The organism is Micromonospora sp. NPDC048986, from assembly GCF_040649335.1.
GTDB lineage: Bacteria > Actinomycetota > Actinomycetes > Mycobacteriales > Micromonosporaceae > Micromonospora > Micromonospora alfalfae.
The window spans coordinates 389,606-416,123 of record NZ_JBEZFJ010000003.1 but is presented as its reverse complement, the minus strand read 5'-3'; the positions used below and the strand labels follow the sequence as shown (position 1 = coordinate 416,123).

Genomic DNA, 26,518 nt, shown 5'->3' with positions numbered 1-26,518 from the left:
GGATGGCGCGCGAGACACCCGCCGGCGACCTGCGCCTGGCCAACCTCACCAAACGGTTCGGCGTCTTCACAGCTGTCGACGACCTGAGCCTGACCATCGAGCAGGGCTCGTTCTTCGCGCTGCTCGGCGCGTCCGGCTGCGGCAAGACCACCACGTTGCGGATGATCGCCGGCCTGGAGGAGCCGACCAGCGGCCAGGTGCTGCTCGGTGACCGGGACATCGCCCGGCTGCGGCCCTACAAGCGGCCGGTCAACACCGTCTTCCAGAGCTACGCGCTCTTCCCGCACCTCGACATCTTCGAGAACGTGGCCTTCGGGCTGCGCCGACGCGGCATCCGCTCGGTCGGCGACGAGGTCACCCGGATGCTGTCGCTGGTGCAACTCGACGGCTACGGCAACCGCCGCCCCGCCCAGCTCTCCGGGGGGCAGCAGCAGCGGGTCGCGCTGGCCCGCGCCCTGATCAACCGGCCGCAGGTGCTGCTGCTCGACGAGCCGCTGGGCGCACTCGACCTCAAGCTGCGCCGACAGATGCAGATCGAGCTGAAGCGCATCCAGACCGATGTCGGCATCACCTTCGTGCACGTCACCCACGACCAGGAGGAGGCCATGACGATGGCCGACACCGTCGCGGTGATGAACGCCGGCCGGATCGAGCAGTTGGGCGCCCCGGCCGACATCTACGAGTTTCCCGCCACTGCTTTCGTGGCCAACTTCCTCGGCCAGTCCAATCTGCTCGCCGGCGAGGCCACCAGCGCCAGCGGCGGCGACGTCGCGGTGACGGCGCACGGCACGCGCTTCTCGGTGCCCGCCGGCCGGTCGCGGGCCGAGCACGGCCCGGTTCACCTGGGGGTACGCCCCGAGAAGCTGATTCTGGTCGGCGCCGCCGACCAGGTGCCCGCCGGGCATCAGCAGGTCACCGGAGTGGTCACCGACGCCTCCTACGTGGGAGTCAGCACGCAGTACCTGCTGCGCACCGGCTGGGGCACCGAGTTGTCGGTCTTCGCCGCCAACAGTGGGACGTCGACGCCGGTGGCGGTCGGCAGCGAGGCGGTGGCGTACTGGGATCCGCAGCACGCGTTCCTGCTGCCCCGCGACGCCGCAGACACCGACCGGACGTCGCCGGTGCTGGACGAGCCGGTGGGTGCGTCGTCGTGACCCTGCTGGCCCCCACCAGAGCGGGGCACCCGCCGCCCTCGCCACCGGCAGCCCGGTCCGGGCGACGCCGACTCCTGCCGTACCTCCTGTTGCTGCCCGGTGCGGCCTGGCTGCTCATCTTCTTCGGTGTGCCGCTGGTGCAGTTGGCGGCGGCCAGCCTGTACGACCCCAGCGGCTCGCTCTCCACCGGGTACGCGATGACCTGGGCGGTCAGCAACTACCCGGACGTGCTGCAGGCGTACTGGCCGCAGTTCCTGCGCTCGTTCGGTTACGCCGGGCTGGCCCTGGTGTTGGCGTTGCTGCTGGGCTACCCACTGGCGTACGCCATCGCGCAGAAGGCCGGCCGCTGGAAGAATTTGCTGCTGGTCTGTGTCGTCGCGCCGATGTTCACCAGCTTCCTGGTCCGCACGCTGGCCTGGAAGACGATCCTGTCGGACAACGGCGCGCTCGTCGGTCTGCTGCGCGACGTGCACCTGCTCGCCCCGGACGGTCGGCTGTTGGCCACGCCGTTCGCTGTGGTGCTCGGCCTGACGTACAACTTCCTGCCGTTCCTGGTGCTGCCGCTGTACGCGAGCCTGGAGCGGCTGGACCCCCGGTTGCTGGAGGCGGCCACCGACCTGTACGCGAGCCCGGTGCAGGCGTTCCGTCGGGTGACGCTGCCGCTGTCCATGCCCGGTCTGGTCGCCGGCACGCTGCTGTTCTTCATCCCGGCGAGCGGCGACTACATAAACGCCGAACTGCTCGGCACCCCGAACGAATACATGATCGGCAACGTCATCGACTCGGCGTTCCTGGTCCGACTGGACTACCCGCAGGGCGCCGCGCTGTCGTTCCTGCTGATGGCGGCGATTCTCGCGGTGGTCTTCGGCTACCTCCGTCGAGCCGGCACGGAGGAGGTCCTGTGAGGGTTTCCCGTTGGCTCGCGGACCGCTGGGTGATGATCGTGGCGTTACTGGTGCTCGGCTACCTGGCGCTGCCGATCCTGGTGGTGGCCGCGTTGTCGTTCAACCGGCCGTCGAGCCGGCTGTCGTACGACTTCAACGAGTTCACAGTGGACAACTGGCGGCAGCCGTGCGCCAGCTCGGACATGTGCGACGCCGTGGTCCGCAGCGTGCAGATCGGTTTCCTCGCCACGGTCGTCGCCACTGTGCTCGGCACCCTGATGGCGTTCGCGCTCGTCCGGCACCGTTTCCGTGGCCGATCCGGGATCAACGTGCTGATCTTCCTGCCGATGGCCACCCCGGAGTTGGTGATGGGCACGTCGTTGCTGGCCCTGTTCGTGTCGGCGGGCGTACCGCAGGGCTTCTGGACCATCGTGATCGCGCACGTGATGTTCTGCGTGTCGTTCGTGGTGGTCACCGTGAAGGCGCGGCTCGCCGGAATGGACCGGCGGCTGGAGGAGGCCGCCATGGACCTCTACGCCAACGAGTGGCAGACGTTCCGGCGGATCACCCTGCCGCTGGTGCTGCCCGGCATCGTGGCCGCCGCGCTGCTGGCCTTCTCGCTGAGCTTCGACGACTTCATCATCACCAACTTCAACGCCGGCACCACTGTCACGTTCCCGATGTACGTCTGGGGCGCCGCCCAGCGTGGCATCCCCCCACAGGTCAACGTCATCGGCACGGCGATGTTCGCGGTCGCGCTGCTGCTCGTGGGGCTCAGCTCGCTGCGCGGTCGACGGGCCCGCCGCGCCGCGCTGCTGTCCGGGCCGTCATGACCCTCCCGCATACCGGCCGGGCGTTGGCCGACGCGGCACCCGTGCCGTACTGGCTCGACCGCCCGGACCGCCCCGACCCGCTGCCGCCACTAGGCGGTCGGCACAGCGCCGACCTGCTGGTGATCGGCGGCGGTTACAGCGGACTGTGGGCCGCGTTGTTGGCGAAACAGGCGGACCCGGACCGGGACGTGCTGCTCGTCGACGCCGGGACCTGCGGTTGGGCCGCGTCCGGGCGCAACGGCGGTTTCTGCGCCGCCTCGCTGACCCACGGCCTCGCCAACGGCGTCGACCGGTTTCCCGACGAGGTCGGCGAGTTGGAACGCCTCGGCCGGGACAACCTGGACGCCATCGCCGCCACCGTCGCGTCGTTCGAGATCGACTGCGACTTCGAGCGCACCGGTGAACTGGCCGTCGCCGTCGAGCCGTACCAACTTGACGGGCTGGCCGCCGACGCGGACCTGGCCCGCCGGTACGGCCACCGGGTGCGGTTGCTCGACCGGGACGAGGTACGCGCCGAGGTGCACTCACCGACGTACCTGGGTGGGATGTTCGACGCCGACCGGGTGGCGATGGTGGACCCGGCGAAGCTTGCCTGGGGGCTGCGCCGCGCCTGCCTCGACCTCGGCGTACGCGTGCACGAGCACACCCGGGTCACCGGCCTGCGCGCCGACAGCGCGGCGGTGAACGCCAGCACCCTGGGCACCGGTCCCGCCGCCCACCCGGTCGACAGTGGCCGGGTCGACACCCGGGCCGCCGGCCTGCCCGGCTCGATACGGGCGCGCCGGGTCGTGCTGGCCACCAACGCGTTCCCGCCGCTGCTGCGCCGGCTGCGGGCGTACCTGGTGCCGGTCTACGACCACGTGCTGATGACCGAGCCGCTCACCGCGGCGCAGCGTGACGCCATCGGATGGCGCAACCGGCAGGGGCTCGCCGACACCGCCAACCAGTTCCACTACTACCGGATCACCACCGACGGGCGGATCCTCTTCGGCGGTTACGACGCGGTCTACCACTACGGCAACCGGGTCGCGCCCGAGCTGGAGCAACGCCCAACCACCTTCACCACCCTCGCCCGCCACTTCTTCGCCACGTTCCCGCAGCTCGCCGACGTGCGGTTCAGCCACCGCTGGGGCGGCGTCATCGACACCTGCACCCGGTTCTGCCCGTTCTTCGGCACCGCCTACGGCGGTCGGCTGGCGTACGCGGCCGGCTACACCGGCCTCGGCGTCGGGGCCACCCGCTTCGGGGCCCGGGTGCTGCTCGACCTGCTCGACGGCGGGAACACCCCGCTGACCGGGCTCGACCTGGTTCGCCGCAAGCCACTGCCGTTCCCGCCGGAACCCGTCCGCGCGGTCGGCATCAATCTCACCCGCTGGTCACTGGCCCGCGCCGACGCGCGTGAGGGTCGGCGCGACCTCTGGCTCCGTACTCTCGATCGTTTCGGTTTGGGGTTTGATTCCTGATGCGTGTCCTCCTCGTCGGCGCCGGTGGCGTCGGCTCCGCCGCCGTAGCCATCGCCGCCCGACGGACCTTCTTCGAGACCATTGTGGTCGCCGACCACGACCCCGTGCGGGCCCAGCGGGCGGTCGCCGGGCACGGTGACCGTTTCGTCGCCGCCCAGGTGGACGCCTCCTCGGCCGACGCGATCACCGCGCTGTGCCGGGAGCACCGGATCACGCACGTGCTGAACGCCGTCGACCCGCGGTTCGTCATGCCGATCTTCAACGGCGCGTTCGCGGCCGGCGCCGACTACCTGGACATGGCGATGTCGCTGTCGCATGTCGAGACCGGCGTGAAGCTCGGCGACGAACAGTTCGCGCTGGCCGACACCTGGTCGGCGGCCGGTCGGCTGGCGCTGTGCGGCATCGGGGTCGAGCCCGGCCTCTCCGACGTGTTCGCCCGTTACGCCGCCGACGAACTGTTCAGTGAGATCGACGAGATCGGTGTCCGGGACGGGGCGAACCTCACCGTCGACGGGTACGCCTTCGCGCCCTCGTTCTCCATCTGGACCACCATCGAGGAGTGCCTCAACCCGCCGGTCATCTGGGAGCGGGACCGGGGCTGGTTCACCACCGAACCGTTCTCCGAGCCGGAGGTGTTCCACTTTCCGGAGGGGATCGGGCCGGTCGAGTGCGTCAACGTCGAGCACGAGGAGGTGCTGCTCATCCCGCGCTGGGTCAAGGCCCGGCGGGTCACCTTCAAGTACGGCCTCGGCGACGAGTTCATCGAGGTGCTCAGGACGCTGCACAAGCTCGGCCTGGACGCGGTCTCCCCGGTGCGGGTACGCGGCGTCGACGTGTCCCCGCGTGACGTGGTGGCCGCGAGTCTGCCCGACCCGGCCACGCTCGGTGCCCGGATGCGCGGCAAGACCTGCGCCGGCACCTGGGTACGCGGTCTCGGCCCGGACGGGCATCCCCGCGAGGTCTACCTGTACCACGTGGTCGACAACGAGTGGTCGATGCGGGAGTACGGGCACCAGGCGGTGGTCTGGCAGACCGCCGTCAACCCGGTCGTCGCGTTGGAGTTGCTCGCCAGCGGCGCGTGGGCCGGGGTCGGAGTGCTCGGACCGGAAGCGCTGCCCCCGATGCCCTTCCTCGACCTGCTGACCGGTTACGGGTCACCATGGGCGGTGGAGGAGCGGTGAGCATGCGGCGCTGACGGCATCGCGACAGTTCCGTCGCCGCCGTTGGGCCTCCGATCCCTTGTCGACGCGGTGCATGGTGATCTGCGGCTTTTGGTGGTGCTGACACCCGCACGATCGGCCCTGCCCGGCCAGCCTGGAGGGTTGCCACGTCTGTCGACTCGTCGCCCACGAACGCGCCCACTGATCTTTCCTTGAGGCGAAAGGCGCAGGTGACGAGCGCGACGGTGGATATTGCAGGCTGTGTTTGCGACGACACTCATCGCCGTGACGATGCAACCACCACAGAACCCGGGGCCGCCGTACCCGCCGTCGTTCGGCCAGACGCCCCGACCGAACTGGTTCCGCCGGGCAACTCCCGCCAGCCGGGTCGCCGTGATCCTCGGCTCGGTGACGTTGTCGATCCTGCTGCTCTGCTGCACCGGCACCGCCATCGTCGGCGCGTTGACCGGCGAGCCGGAACCGACCAGGACCGACACTGCCGCCGAGCAGCCGCAGCAGCCGATCCTGGCCGCGCCCGGCGAACCGGCCCAGGACACCCCGGCCATCGCCGCGCCCTCGTCGGAGCCCGCCACTGCGCCCTCGTCGGCGGCGCCCTCGTCGGCGGCAGCCGCGCCGGTGGTGCAGGTGACGACAGTGACGGAACAGGCCACCATCCGGTACGGCCAGCGGACCGTCAAGGACTCGTCACTGGCAGAGGGTAAGCGGGTCGTCCGGACCAAGGGCGTGAACGGGGTCCGGACCCTGACCTACGAGGTGACCACCACCGACGGCGTGCGGACCGCCAAGAAGCTGGTCAAGTCCGCCGTGACGAAGCAGCCGGTGACCCAGGTAGTGGCGGTCGGCACCAAGAAGCCGCAGTCGTCGAAGTGCGACCCGAACTACAGCGGCTGCGTCCCGATCGCCAGCGACGTCGACTGCGCGGGTGGCAGTGGCAACGGCCCCGCCTACGTCAGCGGACCGATCAGAGTCATCGGCAACGACATCTACGACCTGGACCGAGACGGCGACGGCATAGCCTGCGACTAACCCCCAACCCCACCCCCCCCACCCCCAGCCCCCCGCGATCTTGCACTTTCTGTGCTCAATTTTCGTTTCCTATCGGGCATATCGACGACAGGAAGTGCAAGATCGCGGGGGTGAGGGTTCTGGGTGGGACTAATACGGTGTGAGGCGCTAGCACGGGAGGCGGTGGGGTTGGGGGTTGTCCACAAGGGGGATCGTTTTCCACAGGTGGTCATCGCGGGACCTCTATGGGGTCCTGGATTGGTCAGCTTGCTTCCATGGCTACTCAGTTGTGGCGTACTGACGCACTCATGCGGCAGCTCACCGTCGGTCGGATCCGTAGTCGGCTCGACCGCGAGGAATTGCACCGCGTACGCAGAGGGGTCTACGCCGACCAACCCTGCAGCGACGATGACACGCTGCGTGCACTGATGCTCCGGCTACCCGATGGGGCGATGTTGGCGGGGCAGAGTGCCGCTCGCCGATACGGCTTCGGGGTGCTGCGCGACGATCTGATTCACATCCAGTTGCCCGCCGAGGTGCAAAAGCCGCGTCTGCCCGGGGTGGTAGTCCACCGGACGGTTCTACCCGCTCGGCCCGTCTTCGTTGGAGATCTGCCCTGCGTGCCAGCGGCTCGCTGTGCAGTCGACCTGGCTCGCGCCGTTCGGCGGCTCGACGCACTCCCGGTGCTCGACGCCGCGCTCCGGTCGGGCTTGGTCACCCAGGATGACCTGCTGGCCGAGGTTGCGGCACACAACGCATTGCGTGGTGTCCGCCAAGCCCGGCAACTCATACCGCTGGCGGACGGTCGGGCGGAGTGCCGACAGGAAAGCCAGTTGCGACTGATCCTGATCGACGGAGGGTTGCCCCCGCCGGAGCCGCAACTATGGGTGGCCGACCGCCATGGCATCCCTCTGTACCGGCTCGACCTGGGCTACCGCGAACACCGAATCGGCATCGAGTACGACGGACTGTCGCACCTGGACCGCGACCGACTCAGGCACGACCGCGAACGGGTCAACTGGCTGGATGCGGCCGGTTGGCGGATGCGCTATTTCACCGATCGTGACCTCTACCGCCGCCCCCAACACATCAAAGCCACCATCCGGGCCGCCCTCCCCTAACCCCGCACCGCCCCGCCCCGCCCCGCCCCGCCCCCGTCGATCTTGCACTTTCTGCCTCGACGAATAACACCTTCGGGGCATTTGGGCAACACGAAGTGCAAGATCGACGGGGCGGGGTGGGGGTGAGGTGGGGTGGGGTGGGTTGGACTTCAGGGCGAGCGCACGGGGTGTGGCCTCTTGTGAGGCAGCTCACCCTTTGGATGGCAATCTCCGTGGTCGGTGGGGGCGGACCGGGCAGGTGGTGTGACACGGGCACGAAGTCGACCGGGACTGGCTTGCGGTGGTTTGCCCGCTGGACACCCGCGTGGAGGATGGCTGCGACGGGTGCTTACAGAACCCTTAACCCGGGCCTGCGACGGTATGCCGGGCAAGCCGAACTGGGGGAGCGGGAGAACGTGCGGGTGCTGGTGGCGGACGACGAGCGGTTGTTGGCGGACACGGTGGCCGAAGGGCTGCGCCGTCTCTCGATGGCCGTCGACGTCTGCTACGACGGTGACGGTGCGCTGGAGCGGGTCGGGGTGAACCGGTACGACGTCGCGGTGCTGGACCGGGACATGCCCGGACACACCGGCGACGAGGTGTGCCGCAGCATCGCCGACTCGCAGGTCGGCACCCGGGTGCTGCTGCTCACCGCGGCGGCCGGCATCCGGGACCGGGTGGAGGGTCTCGGCCTGGGCGCGGACGACTACCTGACCAAGCCGTTCGCCTTCGCCGAGCTGGTGGCCCGGGTGCAGGCCCTCGGGCGACGGTCCACGCCGGCGCTGCCACCGGTGCTCGCCCGGGACGGCCTGGCGTTGGACGTGGGCCGGCACCTGGTTACCCGGGACGGCCGCCCCCTCGCGCTGAGCCCGAAAGAGTTCGCTGTGCTGCACGTGCTGCTGCGCGCGGACGGTCAGGTGGTCAGCGCCGAGGAGTTGCTGGAGCAGGCCTGGGACGAGTTCGCCGACCCGTTCACCAACGCCGTACGGGTCACCGTGATGACCCTGCGTAAGAAGCTCGGTGATCCCGCGATCATCCACACCGTTCCGAAGGCCGGCTACCGCATCGGCGGCGCGGCGTGAGCTGGACGCCCCGACGTCGGGTGCTGCTGGTGGGGCTGCTGGCGCTGCTGGCCGGCCCGGTGCTGCCGGCGATGGGAAAGTGGCTGTCGGGGTTCACCTGGACCTGGGGGCAGCAGTTCTGTGATCTGCCCATGCCCGGGTTGGCGACGGTGTGCGGCAACGTACGGCCGGGTGCGTTCATGCTTCCCCTGGTGGCTGTCCTGCTCGTGACGGTGGCCGTCCTGGTGGGCCTCTGGTTCGCCGCCGTGTGGTGCCTGCGTCCGGTCGCTGACCTGGCCGGGCCGATCGGGCATCTCGGCCCGCAGAACCTCGGTCACCGCATTCGGCCCCGGGGCAGCGACGAGCTGGCCCGGTTGTCCCGGGCGATCGACGAGATGATGGAACGCGTCTCCGCCGGGTACGAGGGGCAGCGGCGGTTCGCCGCCAACGCCTCGCACGAGCTGCGGACGCCCCTCGCCGTGCAGCGGACGCTCATCGAGGTCGGCATGGCCACGGCGCTCACCGGCGAGCAGTTGGAGCTGCTGACCAGTCAGCTGCTGGAGACCAACGAGCGCAACGAACGGCTCATCGAGGGCCTGCTCGCGCTCAGCGAGAGCGACCAGGGCCTCCGATCGCGGATACCGCAGAGGTTGGACACGATCGTCGAGGCGGTGCTGGCCGGATACCTGGACCGGGCCCGGGAAGCCGGGATCACAGTGGAGACCCATCTGGAACCCCGGGTCGTCGTCGGCGAGCGGGTACTGCTGGAACGTCTGGTCACCAACCTGGTGGAGAACGGGATCAAGTACAACCGTTCGGGCGGCTCACTGACCGTCGTGGTGAGCGGCGTGCCCGCGCTGTCGGTGGTGAACACCGGCCAGCCCGTACCGGCCGAGGCGGTGGCCGGTCTGTTCGAGCCGTTCCGCCGACTCGCCCGGGACCGGACCTCGCAGGGCGGTGGGGCCGGCCTGGGCCTGGCCATCGCCCGTTCGATCACCCAGGCCCACGACGGCATCATCGCGGCCCGGCCCGCCGAGTACGGCGGCCTACGGGTCGACGTCCGGCTGCCCACCTTGACCTGACACTTCCACCCTCAGTCACCGGGGTCCACGTACCGCTGGATCCCGCCTGTGGTGTGCCCGAAAAGGAGAGACATGACACGCACCGTTGGCCAGGTCCGGGCCGATGTCGAGGAGGCCAGCCGCTGGCTTTCCGGCCGTGTGGTCCGTACCCCCGTGCTGCGCTCCCCGGTGATCGACGAGCTTGCCGGGGCGCGGGTCCTGCTCAAGGCCGAGAACCTTCAGAACGGCGGCTCGTACAAGATGCGGGGTGCGCTGCGCGCGGTCGGCCGCCTCGCGGTGGCCGGCCACAGCGGGGTGATCGCGCAGAGCACCGGCAACCACGCGGTGGCGGTGGCGTTGGCGGCGCGGCAGCACGGGCTCGCGGCGACAGTGGTGCTGCCTGTCGACGCGGCATCGACGAAGGTCGACCGGGCGCGCGCTGCGGGAGCGCGGGTGGTGTTCGCCGGCACCAGCGTCGAGGAGCGGGTGGCGGTGGCCAACCGGCTCAGCGACGAGAGCGGTCACCCGGTCGTCGACGCGTACGACCACCCGGACGTGATCGCCGGGCAGGGCACCGCGAGCCTGGAGCTGATCGAGGACGCCGAGCGCGCGGGGACGCCGTTGGACGCGCTTGTCGTACCGGTGGGTGGTGGTGGCGGGGTGGCCGGCGCGTGCCTGGCCGCCGCCGGGTCCGGCATCGCTGTGTACGGCGTGGAGCCGGTGGGCTGCGACTCGCTCGCCCGCAGCCTCGCGGCTGGGGTACGTGTGCCGGTATCGCCGACGCCCACCATCGCGGATGGGCTGCGGCCGTCCTGCGTGGGGGAGCTGCCGTTCGCCATCGTGCGGAACACGCTGCGGGCTGTCGTCCGGGTCGACGACGACGAGATCTCCGCGGCGTTCCGGCTGATCCTGACGGAGCTCAAGGTGCTCGCCGAGCCGTCCGGGGCGGCGGGCCTGGCCGGTGCTCTCCGGCTTCCGCCGGACGCCGACCGGCAGCGGACGGTCGGCGTGGTGCTGACCGGCGGGAACGTGGAGGAGGCGCTGGTGGCCCGCTTGATGGCCCCGCGATCCGCCGACCTGGCTGAGGAAGGGGCGGTGGCGTGAGCGCGCCGGTTCGGATCGGAATCCTGTTCGGTGGACCGTCGGCGGAGCACGAGGTCTCCTGTGCCTCCGCGCTCGGGGTGGCCCGGGCGCTCGCCGGTGGCGGCTACCGCACCGTCGCCATCGGCGTCACCCGCGGCGGTGGCTTCCGGCTGATGCCCGACGCGCTGCTGGCCGAGTTGCGCGACCGACCGGCCGGCGAGCGGGCCATCGACGACCAGTTGGTGGTGACCGGTCCGGCAGTCGAGTTGCGGGCCGGTCCGCGTCCGGGTGTCGTGCAGGTGTCCGCCGGCAACGCCCCCGGCGCTGTGCACGCCGAGCTGGACGTGGTCTTCCCGGTGCTGCACGGCCCGTACGGCGAGGACGGGGTGGTGCAGGGGCTGCTGGATTCACTGAACGTCCCGTACGTCGGGTGCGGCATCCTCGCCTCGGCGGTCGGCATGAACAAGGTGGCGATGAAGCGGGCGCTGCGCGCCGAGGGCATCCCCGTCACCCCGTACGTGTCGTTCGATGCGCACACCTACCGGGCTGTCGACGACCCGGAGAAGCTGGTGACCGGGCTGAGCCGGCCACTGTTCGTCAAGCCGGCCAGCATGGGCTCGTCGATCGGCATCTCCCGCGTCGGCGAGGGTGACGACCTGGCCGCCGCCGTGGCGGAGGCGTTCCGCCACGACCAACTCGTCATGGTCGAGCAGGGCGTCGCCGGCCGGGAGTTGGAGTGCGCGGTGCTCGGCGGCTGGCGTCCCGAGGCGTCGGCGGTGGGCGAGGTGCAGGTCAGCGGCGGCTGGTTCGACTACCAGCAGAAGTACTTCGGCGACGCCGACCCGATGATCGTCCCCGCGGTGCTGCCGGACGAGGTGACCGCGCGGGTCCGCGAGCTGTCGCTGCGCGCGTTCGCCGCGATCGGCGGTTGGGGTCTGGCCCGGGTCGACTTCTTCTACGACGAGACGACCGGTGAGCTGTACGTCAACGAGCTGAACACGATGCCCGGCTTCACCGCGCACTCGATGTACCCGAAGGTGTGGGCCGCCGTCGGGGTCGGCTACCGGGAGGTGGTGGACCGGCTCGTCGAGTTGGCCCGGCTCCGGCACGCGGAACGGCCGGCGAGCGCAGCGGGGAGCATCCGATGATCCTGCTCTCCGACCCCCGGGTGGCGGCGGTGCCCAGCGCCGACGACGGCGACGAGTTCGTGGACCTGCGTGAGCTGCCGGAGTTGCGGCTCGACGGCCGGGCGGCCGACCCGGCCGGGGCGTACGCCCGGGTGCGGGCCGGTGTCGTGGAGCGGCTGCTCGCCGCGCAGCGTGCCCTGCCCGGTGGGCTGCGCCTGCTGGTGGTCGAGGGCTACCGGCCGTACCAGGCGCAACTGGCCATCTTCACCGGCTACCGGGACGAGCTGCGCCGGCGGCACCCGGACTGGTCGCCGCAGCGGCTGCACCGGGAGACCACGAAGTTCGTCGCACCGGTCGAGGTGGCCCCGCACAGCACGGGCGGCGCGGTGGACCTGACGCTCTGCACGGACGACGGTGTGGAACTGGACCTGGGCACTGCCATCGACGCCACCCCGGAGGACAGCGCCGACGCCTGCTTCACCGACGCGCCGGCGATCGGCGGCACCGCCCGCCGGCACCGGCAGATCATGGTGGAGGCCCTCGGTGGCGCGGGGATGGTCAACTACCCGACCGAATGGTGGCACTGGTCGTACGGCGACCGTTACTGGGCGCTGATCACCGGTGCTCCGCGCACCCGCTACGGGCCGGTGGACCTGGCCGCCGCACGATCGATACCCGTGCCGGCTGAACGGTAGGACGCTCCGGTCCGTACCGGTGAGTGAAGGACACCACCGAGGACGGGAGTGACGGCGATGAGGGTGCAGCGCAGGCACGTGCTGGCAGCGAGCGTGGCGGTGCTCGCCGCGGTGGGCGTGTCGGTGGGGACCAGCTTCGGGTTCGCCGACACGGCCCCGGCGCGGTCGTCGGTCTGCTCCGGCTCGGTCACCTTCTCCGCTGAGGGCGGGGCGCCGGCCGCGACCAGCGACCGGTTCCCGGTGGGTACCCGGCTGCGGGTGACGAACCTTGACAACAACCGGGCTGCCACTGTGACGGTGACCGGCCCGTCGGGCAGTTGCGTGCTGCTCAACGCGGCGGCCATGGAGCTGGTCCGCGAGCCGGGGAAGAACGTGATCCGCCGCAACGTGGTGGAACGCGTCGACGGCGCTGCCCCGCCCGCCGGCGCTCCGGCCCCCGGCACCGTCCGTCCGGGCGCCGCGTCTCCCGGCGCGCCCGGCCCGGCGCCCCGGTCGGCGTGCTCCGGGGCGATCACCTTCTTCGAGGAGGCGGCGGGACCGGCGGCGACCAGCGGGCAGTTCCCGGTGGGCACCCGGCTGCGGGTGACCAACCTTGACAACAACCGGGCGACCACGGTCACGGTGACCGGCCCGTCGGGCAGTTGCGTGTTGCTCAACTCGGCCGCCATGGAGCAGATCCGCGAGCCGGGCAAGAACCTGGTGCGCCGCAACACTGTCGAAGTGCTTCGCTGACCTCGGCGGAGGGGCCCGTGCACCGGGCCCCTCCGCCGCTCAGCCGCTCAGCCGAAGGCGGCGTCGAGCAGGTCCGCGCCCCGGCTGAGCTGTTCGTCGGAGATCACCAGCGGGGGCAGGAAGCGCAGCACGTTGCCGTACGTGCCGCAGGTAAGGGTGAGTAGGCCGGCGGCGTGACAGGCCGCCGAGATCGCCGCCGTGGCGACCGGGTCGGGGGTGAGGGTGCCCGGCAGCACCAGTTCCACGGCGAGCATCGCGCCCCGGCCGCGGAGCTCGGCCACCCGGGGATCCCGCTCGGCGATGGCCCGCAGCCGGGGGACCAGCACCGACTCGATCCGTCGGGCCGCACCGGCCAGGTCCAGCTCGTGCATTGTCTCGATGGTGGCCAGGGCGGCGGCGCAGGCGATCGGGTTGCCGCCGTAGGTGCCACCGAGCCCACCGACGTGCACGGCGTCCATCAGCTCGGCCCGACCCGTCACCGCGGCGAGGGGCAGGCCACCGGCGATGCCCTTGGCCACTGCCACCAGGTCGGGTTCGACGCCCTCGTGCTGACAGGCGAACCAGTCGCCGGTGCGGCAGAAACCGGTCTGGATCTCGTCGGCGACGAAGACCACCCCGGCCGCCGTCGCCCACTCCCGCAGCGCGGGCAGGAAACCCGGCGCGGGTACGACGAAGCCGCCCTCGCCCTGGATCGGCTCGATGAGCAGCGCGGCGACGTTCTCCGCGCCGACCTGCTTCTCGACCATCTCGATCGCCCGGGCCGCCCCCTCCGCGCCGGAGAGCCCGCCGTCGCGCAGCGGGTACGACATCGGCACCCGGTAGATCTCCCCGGCGAACGGCCCGAACCGGTGCTTGTACGGCATGTTCTTCGCTGTCAACGCCATGGTCAGGTTGGTCCTGCCGTGGTAGGCGTGGTCGAACACCACTACCGCCGGCCGCCCGGTGGCGTGCCGGGCGACCTTGACGGCGTTCTCCACCGCCTCCGCGCCGGAGTTGAACAACGCCGAGCGCTTCGTGAACCCGCCGGGCGTCAACGCGTTGAGCTGCTCGGACACCGCCACGTACGACTCGTACGGCGCGACCATGAAGCAGGTGTGGGTGAACCGCTCCACCTGAGCCCGGACCGCCTCGACCACCTTCGGTGCCGAGTTGCCCACGCTGGTCACGGCGATGCCGGCGGCGAAGTCGATCCACTCCCGGCCGTCCACGTCGGTGATCGTCGCGCCGGACGCGTGGTCCACGTAGGACGGGATCACACTGCCGACACCCCGGGCCACGGCGTCGCCGCGCCGCTTGTGCAGCTCTTCGCTCGACGGCATCGTTCAGCCCTCGATGTTGTGCATGACGTGCTTGATCCGGGTGTAGTCCTCCAGGCTGTAGACCGAGAGGTCCTTGCCGTGCCCGGAGTGCTTGAAGCCACCGTGCGGCATCTCGGAGACGAACGGGATGTGCGTGTTGACCCAGACGCAGCCGAAGTCGAGTCGACGGGTCATCCGCATGGCCCGGCCGTGGTCGCGCGTCCAGACCGACGCGGACAGGCCGTAGTCGACGCCGTTGGCCCAGCGCACCGCCTCGTCCTCGTCGGTGAAGCGCTGCACGGTGATGACCGGCCCGAACACCTCGTCCTGGATGATCTCGTCGGCCTGACGCAGCCCGGAGACCACTGTCGGCGCGTAGAAGTAGCCGCGTTCGCCCTGCCGGGACCCGCCGGTCTGGATCGCCGCGTGGTCCGGCAGGCGGTCCACGAAGCCGCTGACCCGGGTGAGTTGGTTGGCGTTGTTCAGCGGGCCGTAGAGCACGTCGGCGTCGTCCGGGGCGCCGGTCTTCGTGTTGCGGGCCTGCTCGGCGAGCGCCGCCACGAAGTCGTCGTGGACGCCGGGACCGGCCAGCACCCGGGTGGCCGCCGTGCAGTCCTGCCCGGCGTTGAAGTAGCCGCCCAGCGCGATGGCCTCGGCGGCCGCCGCCACGTCCGCGTCGTCGAAGACCACCACCGGGGCCTTGCCGCCCAACTCCAGGTGGGTCCGCTTCAGGTCGGGGGCCGCCGCGGCGGCGACCTCCATGCCCGCGCGGGTCGAGCCGGTGATCGACACCAGCTGCGGGGTCGGGTGCGACACGAGGGTACGACCGGTGTCCCGGTCGCCGCAGACCACGTTGAACACCCCCGGCGGGAAGAACTCGGCGGCGATCTCGGCGAGCAGCAGCGTCGACACCGGCGTGGTGTCCGACGGCTTGAGCACCACGGTGTTGCCGGCGGCGAGCGCGGGGGCGATCTTCCAGACCGCCATCATCAGCGGATAGTTCCAGGGGGTGACCTGCGCGCAGACGCCGATCGGCTCACGCCGCACGTAGGAGGTGTGCCCGGCCAGGTACTCCCCGGCGGACCGCCCCTCCAACAGTCGGGCGGCACCGGCGAAGAATCGGAACTGGTCCACCGCCGGGGGAAGCTCCTCCTCGGCGGTGAGCTGGCGGGGCTTGCCGGTGTTGCGGACCTCGGCGTCGACCAGCTCGGCGGCGCGCGCCTCCACCGCGTCGGCGAGCTTGAGCAGTGCCCGCTGCCGCTCGGCGGGGGTGACCTCCCGCCAGCTCTCGAACGCGGTGGCGGCGGCGCTCATCGCCGCGTCCACGTCGGTGGCGCCGGAGACCGGGGCCTGGGCGAACACCTCACCCGTGCAGGGGTCGACAAGGTCGGCGTAACCGCCATCGGACGGGTCGACGTAGGAGCCGTTGACGAAGTTGCGCAGCTGCTGCTGGTCACTCATGAGGGATCACTCCGAGGGGGCCGGGGGCGCGATTCTGCGGCGGTTATCGCAATCTCTCTGCCATCTTCGCTACTGAATTCGCGGCAGACAAGGGTTATTGCGACTGTTTCCGTCGGCTGGTCGCTCGGCTACTCTGCTCGGCGTGGAGCCCGCAGCCTTCTTCGTCGCCTCCCGCCCCGCCACCGGCGAGGGTGAGTTGGCAGTCCACCACCCGTACGACGGCCGCCCGGTCGGGCGTACCACATTCGCCACGCCCGACCAGGTCGACGCCGCCGTCGCCGCGGCGGCAGGGGTGGCCGCGCAGGCCGCGGCCCTGCCCGCGCACGCCCGCGCGGCGGCCCTCGATCACGTGTCCCGGCGGCTCGCCGAGCGCGCGGGCGAGATCGCGGCCCTGATCACCGCGGAGAACGGCAAGCCGCTCAAGTGGGCCCGCGCCGAGGTCGGGCGGGCGGTGTCGACCTTCCGCTGGGCCGCCGAGGAGGCCCGCCGCTTCTCCGGCGAGTTGCAACGGCTCGACACCGACCCGGCTGCCGGCGGACGGATCGCCCTGGTCCGCAGGGTGCCGCGCGGGCCGGTGCTGGGCATCACGCCGTTCAACTTTCCGCTCAACCTCGTCGCCCACAAGGTGGCGCCGGCCATCGCCGTCGGCGCGCCGATCATCGTCAAGCCCGCACCCGCGACGCCCCTGACCGCGGTGCTGCTCGGCGAAGTGCTGGCCGAGACCGACCTCCCGGCCGGGATGTTCTCGGTGCTGCCGCTGCCCAACGACCGCGCCGCCGAACTGGTCACCGAACCCCGGCTACCGGTGGTGTCGTTCACCGGCTCCGGGCCGGTCGGCGCGGCCATCCGCCGCGCCGCGCCGAACAAGCACGTGACGCTGGAGTTGGGCGGCAACGCCGCTGCGGTGCTCTGTGCGGACTGGACCGCCGACGAGGACCTGGACTTCGCCGCGCAGCGCATCGCGACGTTCGCCAACTACCAGGCCGGCCAGTCGTGCATCGCCGTCCAGCGGGTGTACGTGCACCACGCAGTGCACACCGACTTCCTACCCCGGCTGGTGGCGGCGGTGCGGGGGCTGCGGACCGGAGACCCCGCGTCCGAGCTGACCGACGTCGGGCCGATGGTGTCCGAGGACGCGGCCCGCCGGGTCGAGACGTGGGTGGCCGAGGCCGTCGCCGCCGGCGGCACCGTCGAGGTGGGCGGCCTCCGCGACGGCGCGACCTACCCCCCGACCGTCCTCAGTGGCGTGCCGGCGAACGCGAAGGTGGTGGCCGAGGAGGTGTTCGGGCCGGTGCTGGTGGTCACCCCGGTCGCCGACGACCAGGCCGCGTTCACAGCGGTGAACGACTCGGCGTACGGCTTGCAGGCTGGCGTCTTCACCCGGCGCCTGGACGTCGCCTTCGCCGCTGCCCGCGCGCTGGAGGTGGGCGGGGTGATCATCGGTGACGTGCCGTCGTACCGCGCCGACCAGATGCCCTACGGCGGGGTGAAGGGCAGCGGCGTCGGCCGGGAAGGGCTGCGCAGCGCGATGGACGACTACACCGAGCCCCGGGTCATGGTGCTCACCGGCCTCGCGCTCTAGGCCGGCAACACTGCCGGGCTAGTCGGCCTGCCACGTGCCGTCGTCGTGCACCCGGGCAGGGGCGCGGCCGAGCAGCAGGGTGGTCAGCGCGGCGTCGATGGTGTCGCCGAGGAACCACTCACCGGCCTGGTCGAGCGCGAAGACCCGGCCGCGCTCGTCCACCGCCAGGATGCTGTCCTGCTGCTCGGTGCCGATCGGAAAGAGGCGTACGCCGAGCACCGCGCCGAAGTCCGCGAGAGTGTCTGCGGTGTGCGCGACGGTGTGTGGGCGGATGTCGAAGCGGGAGATCCACACCTGCTCGCCCCGGCCCCGCCGCGCGCCGACCAGGCTGGGGAACGCGGTGAGCGCCTCCACGGCGGCCGGAAAGACCTCGTGCCGATTGTTGCGCCCCGGCACCGAGGTGACGTCCCGTACGGCGGCGGCGGCCATGATCTGATCCCCGATGTGTGGCCGCCAACCGGCCGCTACCAGCGCGTTCGCGACCTCCGCCGGGAACCGCCCAGGATCGGGGTCCGGCACCTTCGGCGCGTTCCAGGTCTCGGTGTAGGCGCGAGCGGACTCCGGCAGGACGTTCGCCCGCACCAGGAAGTCGATGCACGAGTCGCAGGGCCGCTCGGCGGGCCCACCAGCGGGATCGCCCGGCTCGCGGATCCGGAAGATCTCGAAGCGGGCGCCCTCCAGCAGCGCCGCCGCCTCGGCCCGCCCCATCGGCGCGATGCCCTCGGCGGCGCGCCGGTGGTCGTACTCGTGCAGGACGTCGGAGACCACTATCAGCTCGGCGTGAGCCGCCCCGCCGCGCACCAGCTCGCCGGGGGGCAACTGGTCGAGATAGTCGCGGACCAGCGGGTGGTGGTTGAGTGGCACGTCGGCCTTCGTGCCCTGGGCCGTCCAGATCCGTCCGCCGATGGTCAGGTGCGCGGCGGTGTTCGGGGTGGCACCCCGATGGATTTCCCGGACCAGCAGGCTCGACGGGTCGAGAGTGCGGGGAGCTGTCGGCCCGGTGGGTTGGCTACGCCGGTACAGCTCCGCCACCACAGTGCTCGGCACCCGGGGCCAGGTGGTGACCGTGCCGGTCTGCTTGTCGATGACTGTCGTCGGCAGGTCACCCGGCACCGTGCGCACCTCGGTGGGCACGACGGACGTGATGACCCACCCCAGGTCGAACTCGTCGACCATCGCTGTGCACTCGTGGCCGAGGCGCTGCGAGTCACGGCGGGCCCAGGTGGCCGCGAGCTGCTCGGCCTGTTGACGGTCGATCACGCATTGAAACTACCGGACTACACGGATCGATGGCGGCCGGTATTGTTTCGCTCTACCGACGGTGACGGGAGGGCGGCGGTGGACGAACAGGCAGACCGGGGCGTCAATCGCGAGCTACGGGCCCGATTCGACGACGTTTATGGGCAATACCAGCAGCTCAGATCCGGTTTGGACACCCTCCAGACGCGACTCGCCGCGCTGCGCGTGACCCGCCGGTCGGCCGATGGGCAGGTGACGGCGACAGTGGGCGCGCAGGGCCAGTTGATCGAGGTCGCGCTGACGCCGGCCATCTACCGGGATCGCGACGCTGACGCGCTCGGCCGAAAGGTCACCGAAACGATCCGGACCGCGGCGACCGCCGCCGCAGACGCCACCCGCGACCTCGTCGCGGAGAGCATGCCGGCCGGCTCCGGAGCGACTGACTTCCTCAAGACCGGCGATTACGCCACACTGCTCGGTCGGGCCGACGCCGTACTCGGCAAAGGTGAGGCGAAGCCATGACCGACGGGCAGCTCTGGCTTGATCCGTCCCGGGCCCGCCGGGGTGGTGCCGACCTGGCCCTCGCCGGCGAGGCGGTGACGGCCCGTCGGGTGGCGGAGGGCAGCGCGATCGAGGCCGCCAGCGGTGCCCGGCCCTGGGGCCGCGACGACATCGGCGCCGCCTTCGAGCGCAACTACAGCGGGTTCGAGCAGACAGTGCTGCGGGCCTGGGCCGGCGTCGGGCGCCGGCTCACCGAGCTGGGCAGTGACGTGGTGGAGGCGGTCGACGCGAGCGTGCAGACCGACGGGGCCAACGCCGCCCGGGTCGGCCGGGCCGCCGACCGGCGCTGACAGCCGACGATCTGAGATGAGCGTGCTGCCGAGCCCCATCCCGCACCCACTGGACTACGCGCCGTGGGACGTGCCCGGCTGGATCTACGAGGCTCTCGACTGGGTGGTCGGCGTGCAGTGGCCGGAGGGCAACGAGCGGGCCGTCTGGGACGTCGCCGACCAGTGGTACGCGGTCGCCTCCGTGCTCGCCGGGCCGCACGCCGACGCCGCCGCGGCCGCCGTCGAGGTGCACAACGGGTACGGCGGCGTCGGGGCTGTCGACGCGGCGTTCGAGGCGGCCTGGCGGGGGATCGCCGAGGGCGCCGACGCCCCGCTGCCCGTGCTGCTCGCGGTCACGGCCGACCTGGGCCGACTGGTCGAGGAGTGCGGTTGCGACATTGAGGGCGCCAAGCTGGAAGTCTGGATCGAGCTGGGCATCCTGGTCATCGAACTACTCACAGTGGCGGTCGCGGCGGTGTTGACCGCCGGTGCGGCAACCCCGGCCGCCGGCGCGGCGATCACCGCGACGCGACTGCTGGTTCAACAGATCTTCAAGCGGCTGATGGGCCAACTGGCCAGCAAGTCACTCAGGCACGGGCTCAAGGAGGCCGGCGAGCGGGCCGCCAAGGAGGTCGCCCGAGGTGGCGCACGCGGGCTCGCCAAGCGGGTCGCCCGTGGAGGGCTGGAGGAGGCCACCGAGGAGGCCGGGGTCACCCTGGCCACCCAGACTTACCAGAACTCCACCGGGCGGGCCCACGGCCTGGACCTGACCGATCTCGGCGCCTCGGCGGTGGGCGGGCTGGCCGGCGGGGCGGTGGCGCCGCTGGCCGGCCTGGGCCGGCACGCGACCGGGCGAGCGGCGAAGGTCGGCGAGCACCTGGGTCGGGAGATGACCGGCGAGGTGCTCGCCGACAGCGCGGCGAGCCTGTCCACCGGTCAGGGCCTGACCTCGATGGAGGACGTGGCGCGCGCCGCCGCGTCCGGGGCCACCGGTTCGGCGACCGGGCAGACCGACCACGCGCTACGCGCCCGGCTCGACGCGCAGGCCAACGCCCTCGCCGGAGCATCGTTCACGGGCCCCTCCCTGCTGCCTGTCGCGGGGGATGTGGCCTCCACGGGAGCACCTCCCTCGCTCGGGGTCTCGTCGACTGCGGCCTCGGCCGGGGGCGGTTCCGCGGGGGTTGCCGATCGTGAGGCTTCGGGTGGTCCGGTCACGGCTGCCGGCATTCCGGTGCAGGCGACGGAAGGCGTCGCCACCACGCCGCCGAACCAGTTGGCTGCGGCGACGTCACCGGTTGTCGAGCAGTCACGAGGAGTCGGGCTGGCATCTCCGGTCGCGCCCGACCCGCACACCTCGTCACCGATACCGGTCGCTGCGGTGTCCGACGTGGAGGTGGTGAACCGTCCGGTAGGCGCCTCCGAGGCGACACAGTTGACGGGTGGGTCGTTCGGCGACAGAGCTGGCGTTTCCCACCCGGTCACGGCCGACCCCGTGCACTCGGCGGTCACCACCAACCCGGTCCCGTCGTCGTCGGCAGCCGATCCGAGCACCTCGGCCGTGGTTGATCCGAGTCGGCCTGCGGTGGGTGCTGACCCGAGGCTTTCGTCGGCGTCCGCGCCCGTGACCGGTCCTCTCGAATCGAGTGGCGGGCCGGCCGCCACCGGTGTGCCGCCGTCCCACCCCGGCAGTTCGCCGCACCCCACCACCAACGGACCGACCGCCTGGTCTCCGACGACCGGCCCCTCCGCACCGACGATCACCCCCGGTCCGGCGGCACCGATCACCTTCGGCGTCCCAACCACCACCAACGCGCCGCTGCCGGTCGCCTCCACCCCTCCGGTCGTGGGTCGGTTCGCCGTGCCGGCGCGAGTCCCGCCCCGGGAGACGCCCACACCGGTGCGAGCGCCCGAGCATCCCGCCCGGGGAAGGGCGTCGATCCCCGTCGACGTGGCGGCGTTCGGCGCCCCATCGGTGCGCGAGCCCGAAACCAACGACGCGTACGCCGCGCAGTGGGCCGCAGCGGCGGAAGCCGCCGAGCGGCGGCGTTACCAGGACCACTACGAATCGCTGCGGATCGCGTTCGAGAACAACCGCCGGCAGGCCGAGGCCGCCCGACTGCGCACCCGAGCCGTGGAACTCGATCGTCGAGCCGTCGAGTACGCCACCTACGCCCGACAACTGCACCAGGCCGGCAACCGGCAGTGGGCCGACGGCTGGCAGCGCGCCGCGAACGAGGAAGCTCGCGCGTACGCCGAATGGCGTGACCTGGCAGACGCGGTGCTGGCCGGCACCACGGCCCCGCCGGTAGTGGACATCAGCGCCACCTTCGAACACGCCAACCGGGACGTGGGCGCACTCGCGCTCGGCGCGGTGGAAACTGCCGGCCCGTCCAGGCTCACCGGCGACGACTATCCGCCGCCGATCGACGACTCCCGGCCGTACGGGCAGCCCGGAGGGCTCCGGCCACCGCTCGCCCTGCACCAGGTCGACGTCGAACGACAAATGCCCCGCGATCCAGACGGCGCCGTCGTCCGCACCGCCGACCCCCGGCAGGGCGGCTGGTTCGGGCTGCTCAACGACGGCGGTCCCGCGGCCGACGCCACCCGGGGCATCAACTGCCTGGACTGCACACTGTCGCTGTTCGAGACGTGGGTGCACGGGCGTCCCCGCGTGTCGGCGCCACGAACCTTCGACGGCTACCTCGACGGTGACATCCGACGCCCCATCCGTGGCGAGGCAGGCGGCCCCGGCCGGGTGGAGGACGTGACCGGCGGGCGCTTCCAGCAACTCCTCGCCCCGACGTCCGGTCACCGTACCGACCCGGGGCATGCGCGGCAGGCCGCCGACCGGGGCTACCGCAACCTGCACGACCAACTGCTGCTGGGCGGCCACGGCAGTTACTCGTTCCTGGTCACCGAGTGGGCGCACGGCGGTTCGCACGCCTGGGTGGCGCTCAACCAGAACGGCACGGTGCTCTACGTGGACCCGCAGAACGGCGTGGTCCGGGACCGGCCTCTCTACCCTGACGTGGTCGGCATCGACGCGCTGGTGTTGAGCGGAGACGGCCGACCGATGCCGCTCGGCGGGCTCCCCAGGGGCCGGTTCAGCGAACGGCCCGACCTGCCGGACCACCCGCCGACGCACGACGACGGCGGCCACGGCGACCCGTACATCAACCGGATGTACCTGCTCCTCGACGGGCCGGGCTCGGCCCCTGATGCCGATAGCGGGCAGAACCGATTCGAGACGGTCCAGGAGACCGCAGCAGAAGAGCGGGGCAACCGCGGCTGGCAGGCTGCCGGTCCACTGTTGCCCGCGGATGAATCTGGCCGCCAGTTGAACCCGAAGGATTGCGAGTTCCTCGGCATCACACCCGATGCCGTCCTGGACTGGGCCGACAGGTCGGCGCCTCTTGGAGCTACCCGGGAGCAGTTCGCACGAATGACGGTCGCTCTCTTCGATGCGTTGCGGGAGGATGGCTTAGACCCGTCAACTGTCGACATTCGGCTTCAGGGCTCATCGGCTCGATTTTTCTCGGGCCCCCACAAGCAAATGCCGACGGAGTCCGAGTTGGTGGACGCCCCGGAGGCGTTGGCGCGTTTGCAGGGCTGGTCGCAGGGGGCGCCACTTCCGCTGCGTAGGCCGTTCGACGCCATGTACCGGCTGGGCCTGGAAGAGCCAAGTGATTACGACTTCCAAATTTCCTCGGATGAGATGGTGGAGCGGGCGCGGCAACACGCGGCCGAGAAATATCCTGGCCTTCGTGTCGTCAACGCGAGGTACGGTTTTGTGACGAAGAAGGTGGCGCGAGAGTGCTTCCCCAACCTGTTTGACTGGGCTGAGCGGCACGCTCGTGATCTGGGCCGCGACGTGGTACCGGCGATTTTCCCTGGTGCCGGTCCGCCGGATCGAGCCGGAACCGGAGTGTCGTCCCACTTCCAAGATTCGGACTGGATTGTTGGGGGACCCAATGTCAGCTAGTTGGATAATTGATCTAAACGGGCAGATGGATCGAGCCACGTTGGGTCGTCTGCGGGCGGCGCTCGGCCTGAATGAAGTCGGGCGTCTTGGCGACGACTGGGACGAGTTGTTCGGCGAAGTCAAACGGACAATCGCAGGGGTGTCAGCGAGCGTTGGGCTTTGGCGCGACGTGGACAGCCAGGGGTGGCGCCTCGACATCGATCTGCTGGCGGAGCCGGGCGACTCGGACGTGCGGGATCTGCTGGCTGTGGTCCGGGCGGAGATTGAAGCGGCGGGCGTAGAGGTCACTTCAATCGCGAGCCGCCGATAGGCGGCAAAGTCGAAGTGTCAAGTCGGGTGTACGCCAGATTCGGCAGGACCAGGCCGCCGCTGACCCGGCCTCCGCCCGGCCCGCGAGTTGGCTACCGAGGCTGGCCTGAGCGTGAAAGACGATCGGCGGGGCCCTAGCGGGGCTGAATAAGATCGACACATGGCGAGATTCGGTACGCAGAGCGCCAGGTCCACTGTCTGGGCCTGGCCGGTCGGCATCCTGATCGGTCTGGCGATCGGCATTCCTGTCTTCGGTGCGAAGGGTGGCGTCGCCTTCAGTGTCGCCTTCGGCACTGCGTTCGCGTTCGGCCTGGGTGCGATCAGGGGTCGGGCCGACGGTGAGCCCGCCCGGGGCGGCGCGGACGGTAGGGGCGCCGGGGGTGGCGTCGGCGCGTCGGGCCGAGAGTGATCGACTCCGGTTCATTGAAGTCGGGGCATCCAGTGCCGCGGGATAGCCCGACTTCCGTGAAGCCGAGTGGATCATCGCGCGCGGCGGGCAGGAGTGGCGCGGCGGGCAGGAGTGGCGCGACGGGCAGGAGCGCCGGGGCGGCCAGTGGGACGACAGGGCCGGGCAGTGTTGCCGAGGCGGTGGCCGTACAGGAGGAGTTGCGGCCGTTGGTGGACCTGGTCGGGCCGGGGCCGAGCGCGCCCGCGACGGTGGCCGGCCTGGACGTCGCGTACGCCGAGGGTGGTGATTTGCTGGCGGCGGCAGTGACGGTGGTGGACGCCCGGACCCTGGCGGTGGTGGACTCCGCTGTCGGTGTGGGACGACCCGCGTTCGACTATGTGCCGGGGTTGTTCGCCTTCCGTGAGTTGCCCGCGTTGCTCGCTGCACTCGACCGGCTGACCACCATCCCTGACCTGCTGGTCTGCGACGGGCACGGGCTGGCCCATCCGCGCCGCTTCGGGCTCGCCTGCCATCTGGGGGTGGTCACCGGGTTGCCAGCGATCGGGGTGGCGAAGACGCCACTGGTGGGGGTGTGGGATCCGCCGTGCGCCGAGCGGGGTTCCTGGTCGTCGTTGCGTGACGGTGATGAGGTGGTCGGTCGGGTGCTGCGGACCCGCGACGGGGTGAAGCCGGTCTTCGTGAGCGTCGGCCATCGGATGAGCCTGGAGAACGCGACGGCGCAGGTGCTCGCGTTGACTCCGCGCTACCGGCTGCCGGAGACCACCCGTACCGCCGACCGGCTGTGCCGTGACGCCCTCGCCGAGGCAGAGCAGGCCCGCTGATTGGCTGGTCAGCCCGGCGGCCAGTAGGTCGGCGGGGGGAGCCGTAAACCGTAACGCCGCACACATGCGGGGCGCTCACTGACCGGTGGGACAGGTGTGCCGGTAGTAGCCTGACCGCGGACCCCACCCGGGGAGAACGGCGAGGTAATCATGACAGTGCGTCGACGCGTGGCACGGCTCGCGGCGGTCTGCGGTCTTGCGGGCGGCCTGGTGATGCTCGTTGCGTCACCGGCGCTGGCCGATCAGGACTCGGTCCGGGTGGGCGCGGCCAGCAGCTTCGCCGCCGGTGGTTCCGCGCAGGGGGTGAACGTCGCGGTACGCAAGCGCACCGACGGGTGCGTCCTGTTGCGTACCGCGCTGGGCTTCCGCCTGGAGGGTCTCCAGCCGAAACAGGTGACGGTCGAGGTCAACGCGGGCGGACGCTGGTTCCCGGTGGCCGTCACCGGCGGCACCGGCACCGTGTCGACAGCGCAGACGTCACCGTCGAAGCCGACGCTGTGCAAGGGCAAGGGCATCACGGTGCGCTACCGGGTGGCGTTCGCGGCGGGTGCGCCGGGCGGCCGTCTCGTGGTCACCGGCGCGGGCATCAGCGCCGCCGGCCAGACGCTGGGTCACGCCACCGACGCGGCGCGGCTGACCGGAGCGCGGGTCACTCCGTCGCCGACTCCGTCGCGGTCGAAGACGCCGTCGCCGACTCCGAGCCCGACCGAGGTGGCGACCGTCGACGAGGCGACGAACCCGCTGGCGCAGGGCGTCTCTGCGGCGCCGAACACCACGGCGACCGCCGCCGAGTCGTCCGGAGGGTCACCGGTGATGTACTTCGGCATCGTGCTGGTGGCGGTCGGTCTGCTGCTCATCGTGCTGCTGTTCCGTCGCTCCCGGCAGGACCGGAAGCCGTCCGACGACGCGCCCGGCCCCCTGCCGGGCAACCCCGGCGGCACCACCTACCGCGCCGGGGGTGGGGCGCCGCCCGCGCCCGGTCGCCCCGGTCAGGTGTACGGCCAGCAGCCGCCGGCCGCCGCCTGGGGTGGTGCGGTGCCGTCACCGCGTCCCGCCGTCGGCGGGGTTTACGGTGCCCGGCCGGACGCCCCCGCCCCGGAGGCCACCCAGCCGATGCCGGGTCGGCCCGACGGTCAACCGAAGCCCGGTGAGCCGCCCACCGACGGTGACGGCCACACCGTGTTCATTCCCCGCCTCCCCGGCTGAGC

At 71.3% G+C, this 26,518-nt stretch carries 24 protein-coding genes; 21 read left to right on the top strand and 3 right to left on the bottom strand.

Annotation, left to right across the window (positions count from 1 at the left end):
• Window positions 1–2: 2 nt before the first annotated feature.
• From AB0B94_RS09770 to AB0B94_RS09710, 13 genes are all read left to right on the top strand, one after another.
• Window positions 3–1,154, top strand: coding sequence for an ABC transporter ATP-binding protein (locus tag AB0B94_RS09770; protein WP_357271035.1), 1,152 nt, complete (start codon window positions 3–5; stop codon window positions 1,152–1,154).
• Window positions 1,151–2,059: an ABC transporter permease gene (locus AB0B94_RS09765; RefSeq protein ID WP_357270810.1), complete on the top strand. Its 909-nt coding sequence runs from the start codon at window positions 1,151–1,153 to the stop codon at window positions 2,057–2,059. The genes AB0B94_RS09770 and AB0B94_RS09765 overlap by 4 nt, the downstream gene beginning before the upstream one ends.
• A complete protein-coding gene (locus AB0B94_RS09760) occupies window positions 2,056–2,871 on the top strand; it encodes an ABC transporter permease (RefSeq protein WP_357270807.1) in 816 nt (271 codons plus the stop codon). The genes AB0B94_RS09765 and AB0B94_RS09760 overlap by 4 nt, the downstream gene beginning before the upstream one ends.
• A complete protein-coding gene (locus tag AB0B94_RS09755) occupies window positions 2,868–4,334 on the top strand; it encodes an FAD-dependent oxidoreductase (RefSeq protein WP_357270804.1) in 1,467 nt (488 codons plus the stop codon). Before AB0B94_RS09760 ends, AB0B94_RS09755 begins: the two co-directional genes overlap by 4 nt.
• The gene (locus AB0B94_RS09750; protein ID WP_357270801.1) at window positions 4,334–5,515 is read left to right on the top strand and encodes a saccharopine dehydrogenase C-terminal domain-containing protein; all 1,182 of its coding nucleotides are present in this window, start codon (window positions 4,334–4,336) and stop codon (window positions 5,513–5,515) included. Before AB0B94_RS09755 ends, AB0B94_RS09750 begins: the two co-directional genes overlap by 1 nt.
• 270 nt (window positions 5,516–5,785) lie before the next feature.
• On the top strand, window positions 5,786–6,541 hold the full coding sequence (locus AB0B94_RS09745) for a G5 domain-containing protein (protein ID WP_357271032.1): 756 nt from the start codon (window positions 5,786–5,788) through the stop codon (window positions 6,539–6,541).
• A gap of 287 nt (window positions 6,542–6,828) precedes the next feature.
• Window positions 6,829–7,641, top strand: a complete 813-nt coding sequence (locus AB0B94_RS09740) for a DUF559 domain-containing protein (RefSeq protein ID WP_357270798.1) — start codon at window positions 6,829–6,831, stop codon at window positions 7,639–7,641.
• 395 nt (window positions 7,642–8,036) lie between these two features.
• Complete coding sequence (locus tag AB0B94_RS09735) at window positions 8,037–8,702, top strand: response regulator transcription factor (protein WP_357270795.1); 666 nt, start codon at window positions 8,037–8,039, stop codon at window positions 8,700–8,702.
• Window positions 8,699–9,763, top strand: coding sequence for a HAMP domain-containing sensor histidine kinase (locus AB0B94_RS09730; protein ID WP_357270791.1), 1,065 nt, complete (start codon window positions 8,699–8,701; stop codon window positions 9,761–9,763). Before AB0B94_RS09735 ends, AB0B94_RS09730 begins: the two co-directional genes overlap by 4 nt.
• Window positions 9,764–9,835: 72 nt before the next feature.
• Complete coding sequence (locus AB0B94_RS09725; protein ID WP_357270788.1) at window positions 9,836–10,846, top strand: pyridoxal-phosphate dependent enzyme; 1,011 nt, start codon at window positions 9,836–9,838, stop codon at window positions 10,844–10,846.
• The gene (locus AB0B94_RS09720; RefSeq protein WP_357270786.1) at window positions 10,843–11,973 is read left to right on the top strand and encodes a D-alanine--D-alanine ligase family protein; all 1,131 of its coding nucleotides are present in this window, start codon (window positions 10,843–10,845) and stop codon (window positions 11,971–11,973) included. Before AB0B94_RS09725 ends, AB0B94_RS09720 begins: the two co-directional genes overlap by 4 nt.
• Window positions 11,970–12,647 carry a M15 family metallopeptidase gene (locus tag AB0B94_RS09715; RefSeq protein ID WP_357270783.1) on the top strand — a complete coding sequence of 226 codons (678 nt, stop codon included), beginning with the start codon at window positions 11,970–11,972 and terminating at the stop codon, window positions 12,645–12,647. The genes AB0B94_RS09720 and AB0B94_RS09715 overlap by 4 nt, the downstream gene beginning before the upstream one ends.
• A 57-nt stretch (window positions 12,648–12,704) precedes the next feature.
• Window positions 12,705–13,379 carry a hypothetical protein gene (locus AB0B94_RS09710; RefSeq protein ID WP_112622053.1) on the top strand — a complete coding sequence of 225 codons (675 nt, stop codon included), beginning with the start codon at window positions 12,705–12,707 and terminating at the stop codon, window positions 13,377–13,379.
• Between the two features lie 47 nt (window positions 13,380–13,426).
• On the opposite strand, the gene gabT is transcribed toward AB0B94_RS09710, so the two are convergent.
• The gene (gene gabT, locus AB0B94_RS09705; protein ID WP_357270779.1) at window positions 13,427–14,698 is read right to left on the bottom strand and encodes a 4-aminobutyrate--2-oxoglutarate transaminase; all 1,272 of its coding nucleotides are present in this window, start codon (window positions 14,696–14,698) and stop codon (window positions 13,427–13,429) included.
• Between the two features lie 3 nt (window positions 14,699–14,701).
• Window positions 14,702–16,138 carry a gamma-aminobutyraldehyde dehydrogenase gene (locus AB0B94_RS09700; protein ID WP_357270776.1) on the bottom strand — a complete coding sequence of 479 codons (1,437 nt, stop codon included), beginning with the start codon at window positions 16,136–16,138 and terminating at the stop codon, window positions 14,702–14,704.
• Window positions 16,139–16,280: 142 nt separating this feature from the next.
• On the opposite strand from AB0B94_RS09700, the gene AB0B94_RS09695 reads away from it, so the two are divergent.
• Window positions 16,281–17,720, top strand: coding sequence for an aldehyde dehydrogenase family protein (locus tag AB0B94_RS09695; protein ID WP_357270773.1), 1,440 nt, complete (start codon window positions 16,281–16,283; stop codon window positions 17,718–17,720).
• A gap of 18 nt (window positions 17,721–17,738) precedes the next feature.
• Here the strand turns inward: AB0B94_RS09695 and AB0B94_RS09690 are convergent, their stop codons facing one another.
• Window positions 17,739–18,980, bottom strand: coding sequence for an SUKH-3 domain-containing protein (locus AB0B94_RS09690; protein ID WP_357270770.1), 1,242 nt, complete (start codon window positions 18,978–18,980; stop codon window positions 17,739–17,741).
• On the opposite strand from AB0B94_RS09690, the gene AB0B94_RS09685 reads away from it, so the two are divergent.
• The 7 genes from AB0B94_RS09685 to AB0B94_RS09655 all read left to right on the top strand — a co-directional run bounded on the left by AB0B94_RS09685 (window position 18,966) and on the right by AB0B94_RS09655 (window position 26,516).
• Window positions 18,966–19,481 (top strand): YbaB/EbfC family nucleoid-associated protein, encoded by a 516-nt coding sequence (locus tag AB0B94_RS09685; protein ID WP_357270767.1) that lies wholly within the window; start codon window positions 18,966–18,968, stop codon window positions 19,479–19,481. The genes AB0B94_RS09690 and AB0B94_RS09685 overlap by 15 nt on opposite strands.
• The gene (locus AB0B94_RS09680) at window positions 19,478–19,810 is read left to right on the top strand and encodes a hypothetical protein (RefSeq protein WP_357270764.1); all 333 of its coding nucleotides are present in this window, start codon (window positions 19,478–19,480) and stop codon (window positions 19,808–19,810) included. The genes AB0B94_RS09685 and AB0B94_RS09680 overlap by 4 nt, the downstream gene beginning before the upstream one ends.
• Window positions 19,811–19,826: 16 nt before the next feature.
• The gene (locus AB0B94_RS09675; RefSeq protein WP_357270761.1) at window positions 19,827–23,771 is read left to right on the top strand and encodes a toxin glutamine deamidase domain-containing protein; all 3,945 of its coding nucleotides are present in this window, start codon (window positions 19,827–19,829) and stop codon (window positions 23,769–23,771) included.
• A 25-nt stretch (window positions 23,772–23,796) separates the two neighbouring features.
• On the top strand, window positions 23,797–24,081 hold the full coding sequence (locus AB0B94_RS09670; RefSeq protein ID WP_357270758.1) for a hypothetical protein: 285 nt from the start codon (window positions 23,797–23,799) through the stop codon (window positions 24,079–24,081).
• A 159-nt stretch (window positions 24,082–24,240) separates the two neighbouring features.
• Complete coding sequence (locus tag AB0B94_RS09665) at window positions 24,241–24,489, top strand: hypothetical protein (RefSeq protein WP_357270755.1); 249 nt, start codon at window positions 24,241–24,243, stop codon at window positions 24,487–24,489.
• A gap of 179 nt (window positions 24,490–24,668) precedes the next feature.
• The gene (locus AB0B94_RS09660; RefSeq protein ID WP_357270752.1) at window positions 24,669–25,310 is read left to right on the top strand and encodes an endonuclease V; all 642 of its coding nucleotides are present in this window, start codon (window positions 24,669–24,671) and stop codon (window positions 25,308–25,310) included.
• Between the two features lie 150 nt (window positions 25,311–25,460).
• Window positions 25,461–26,516, top strand: coding sequence for a hypothetical protein (locus AB0B94_RS09655; RefSeq protein WP_357270750.1), 1,056 nt, complete (start codon window positions 25,461–25,463; stop codon window positions 26,514–26,516).
• The last annotated feature ends 2 nt before the right edge of the window (window positions 26,517–26,518 follow it).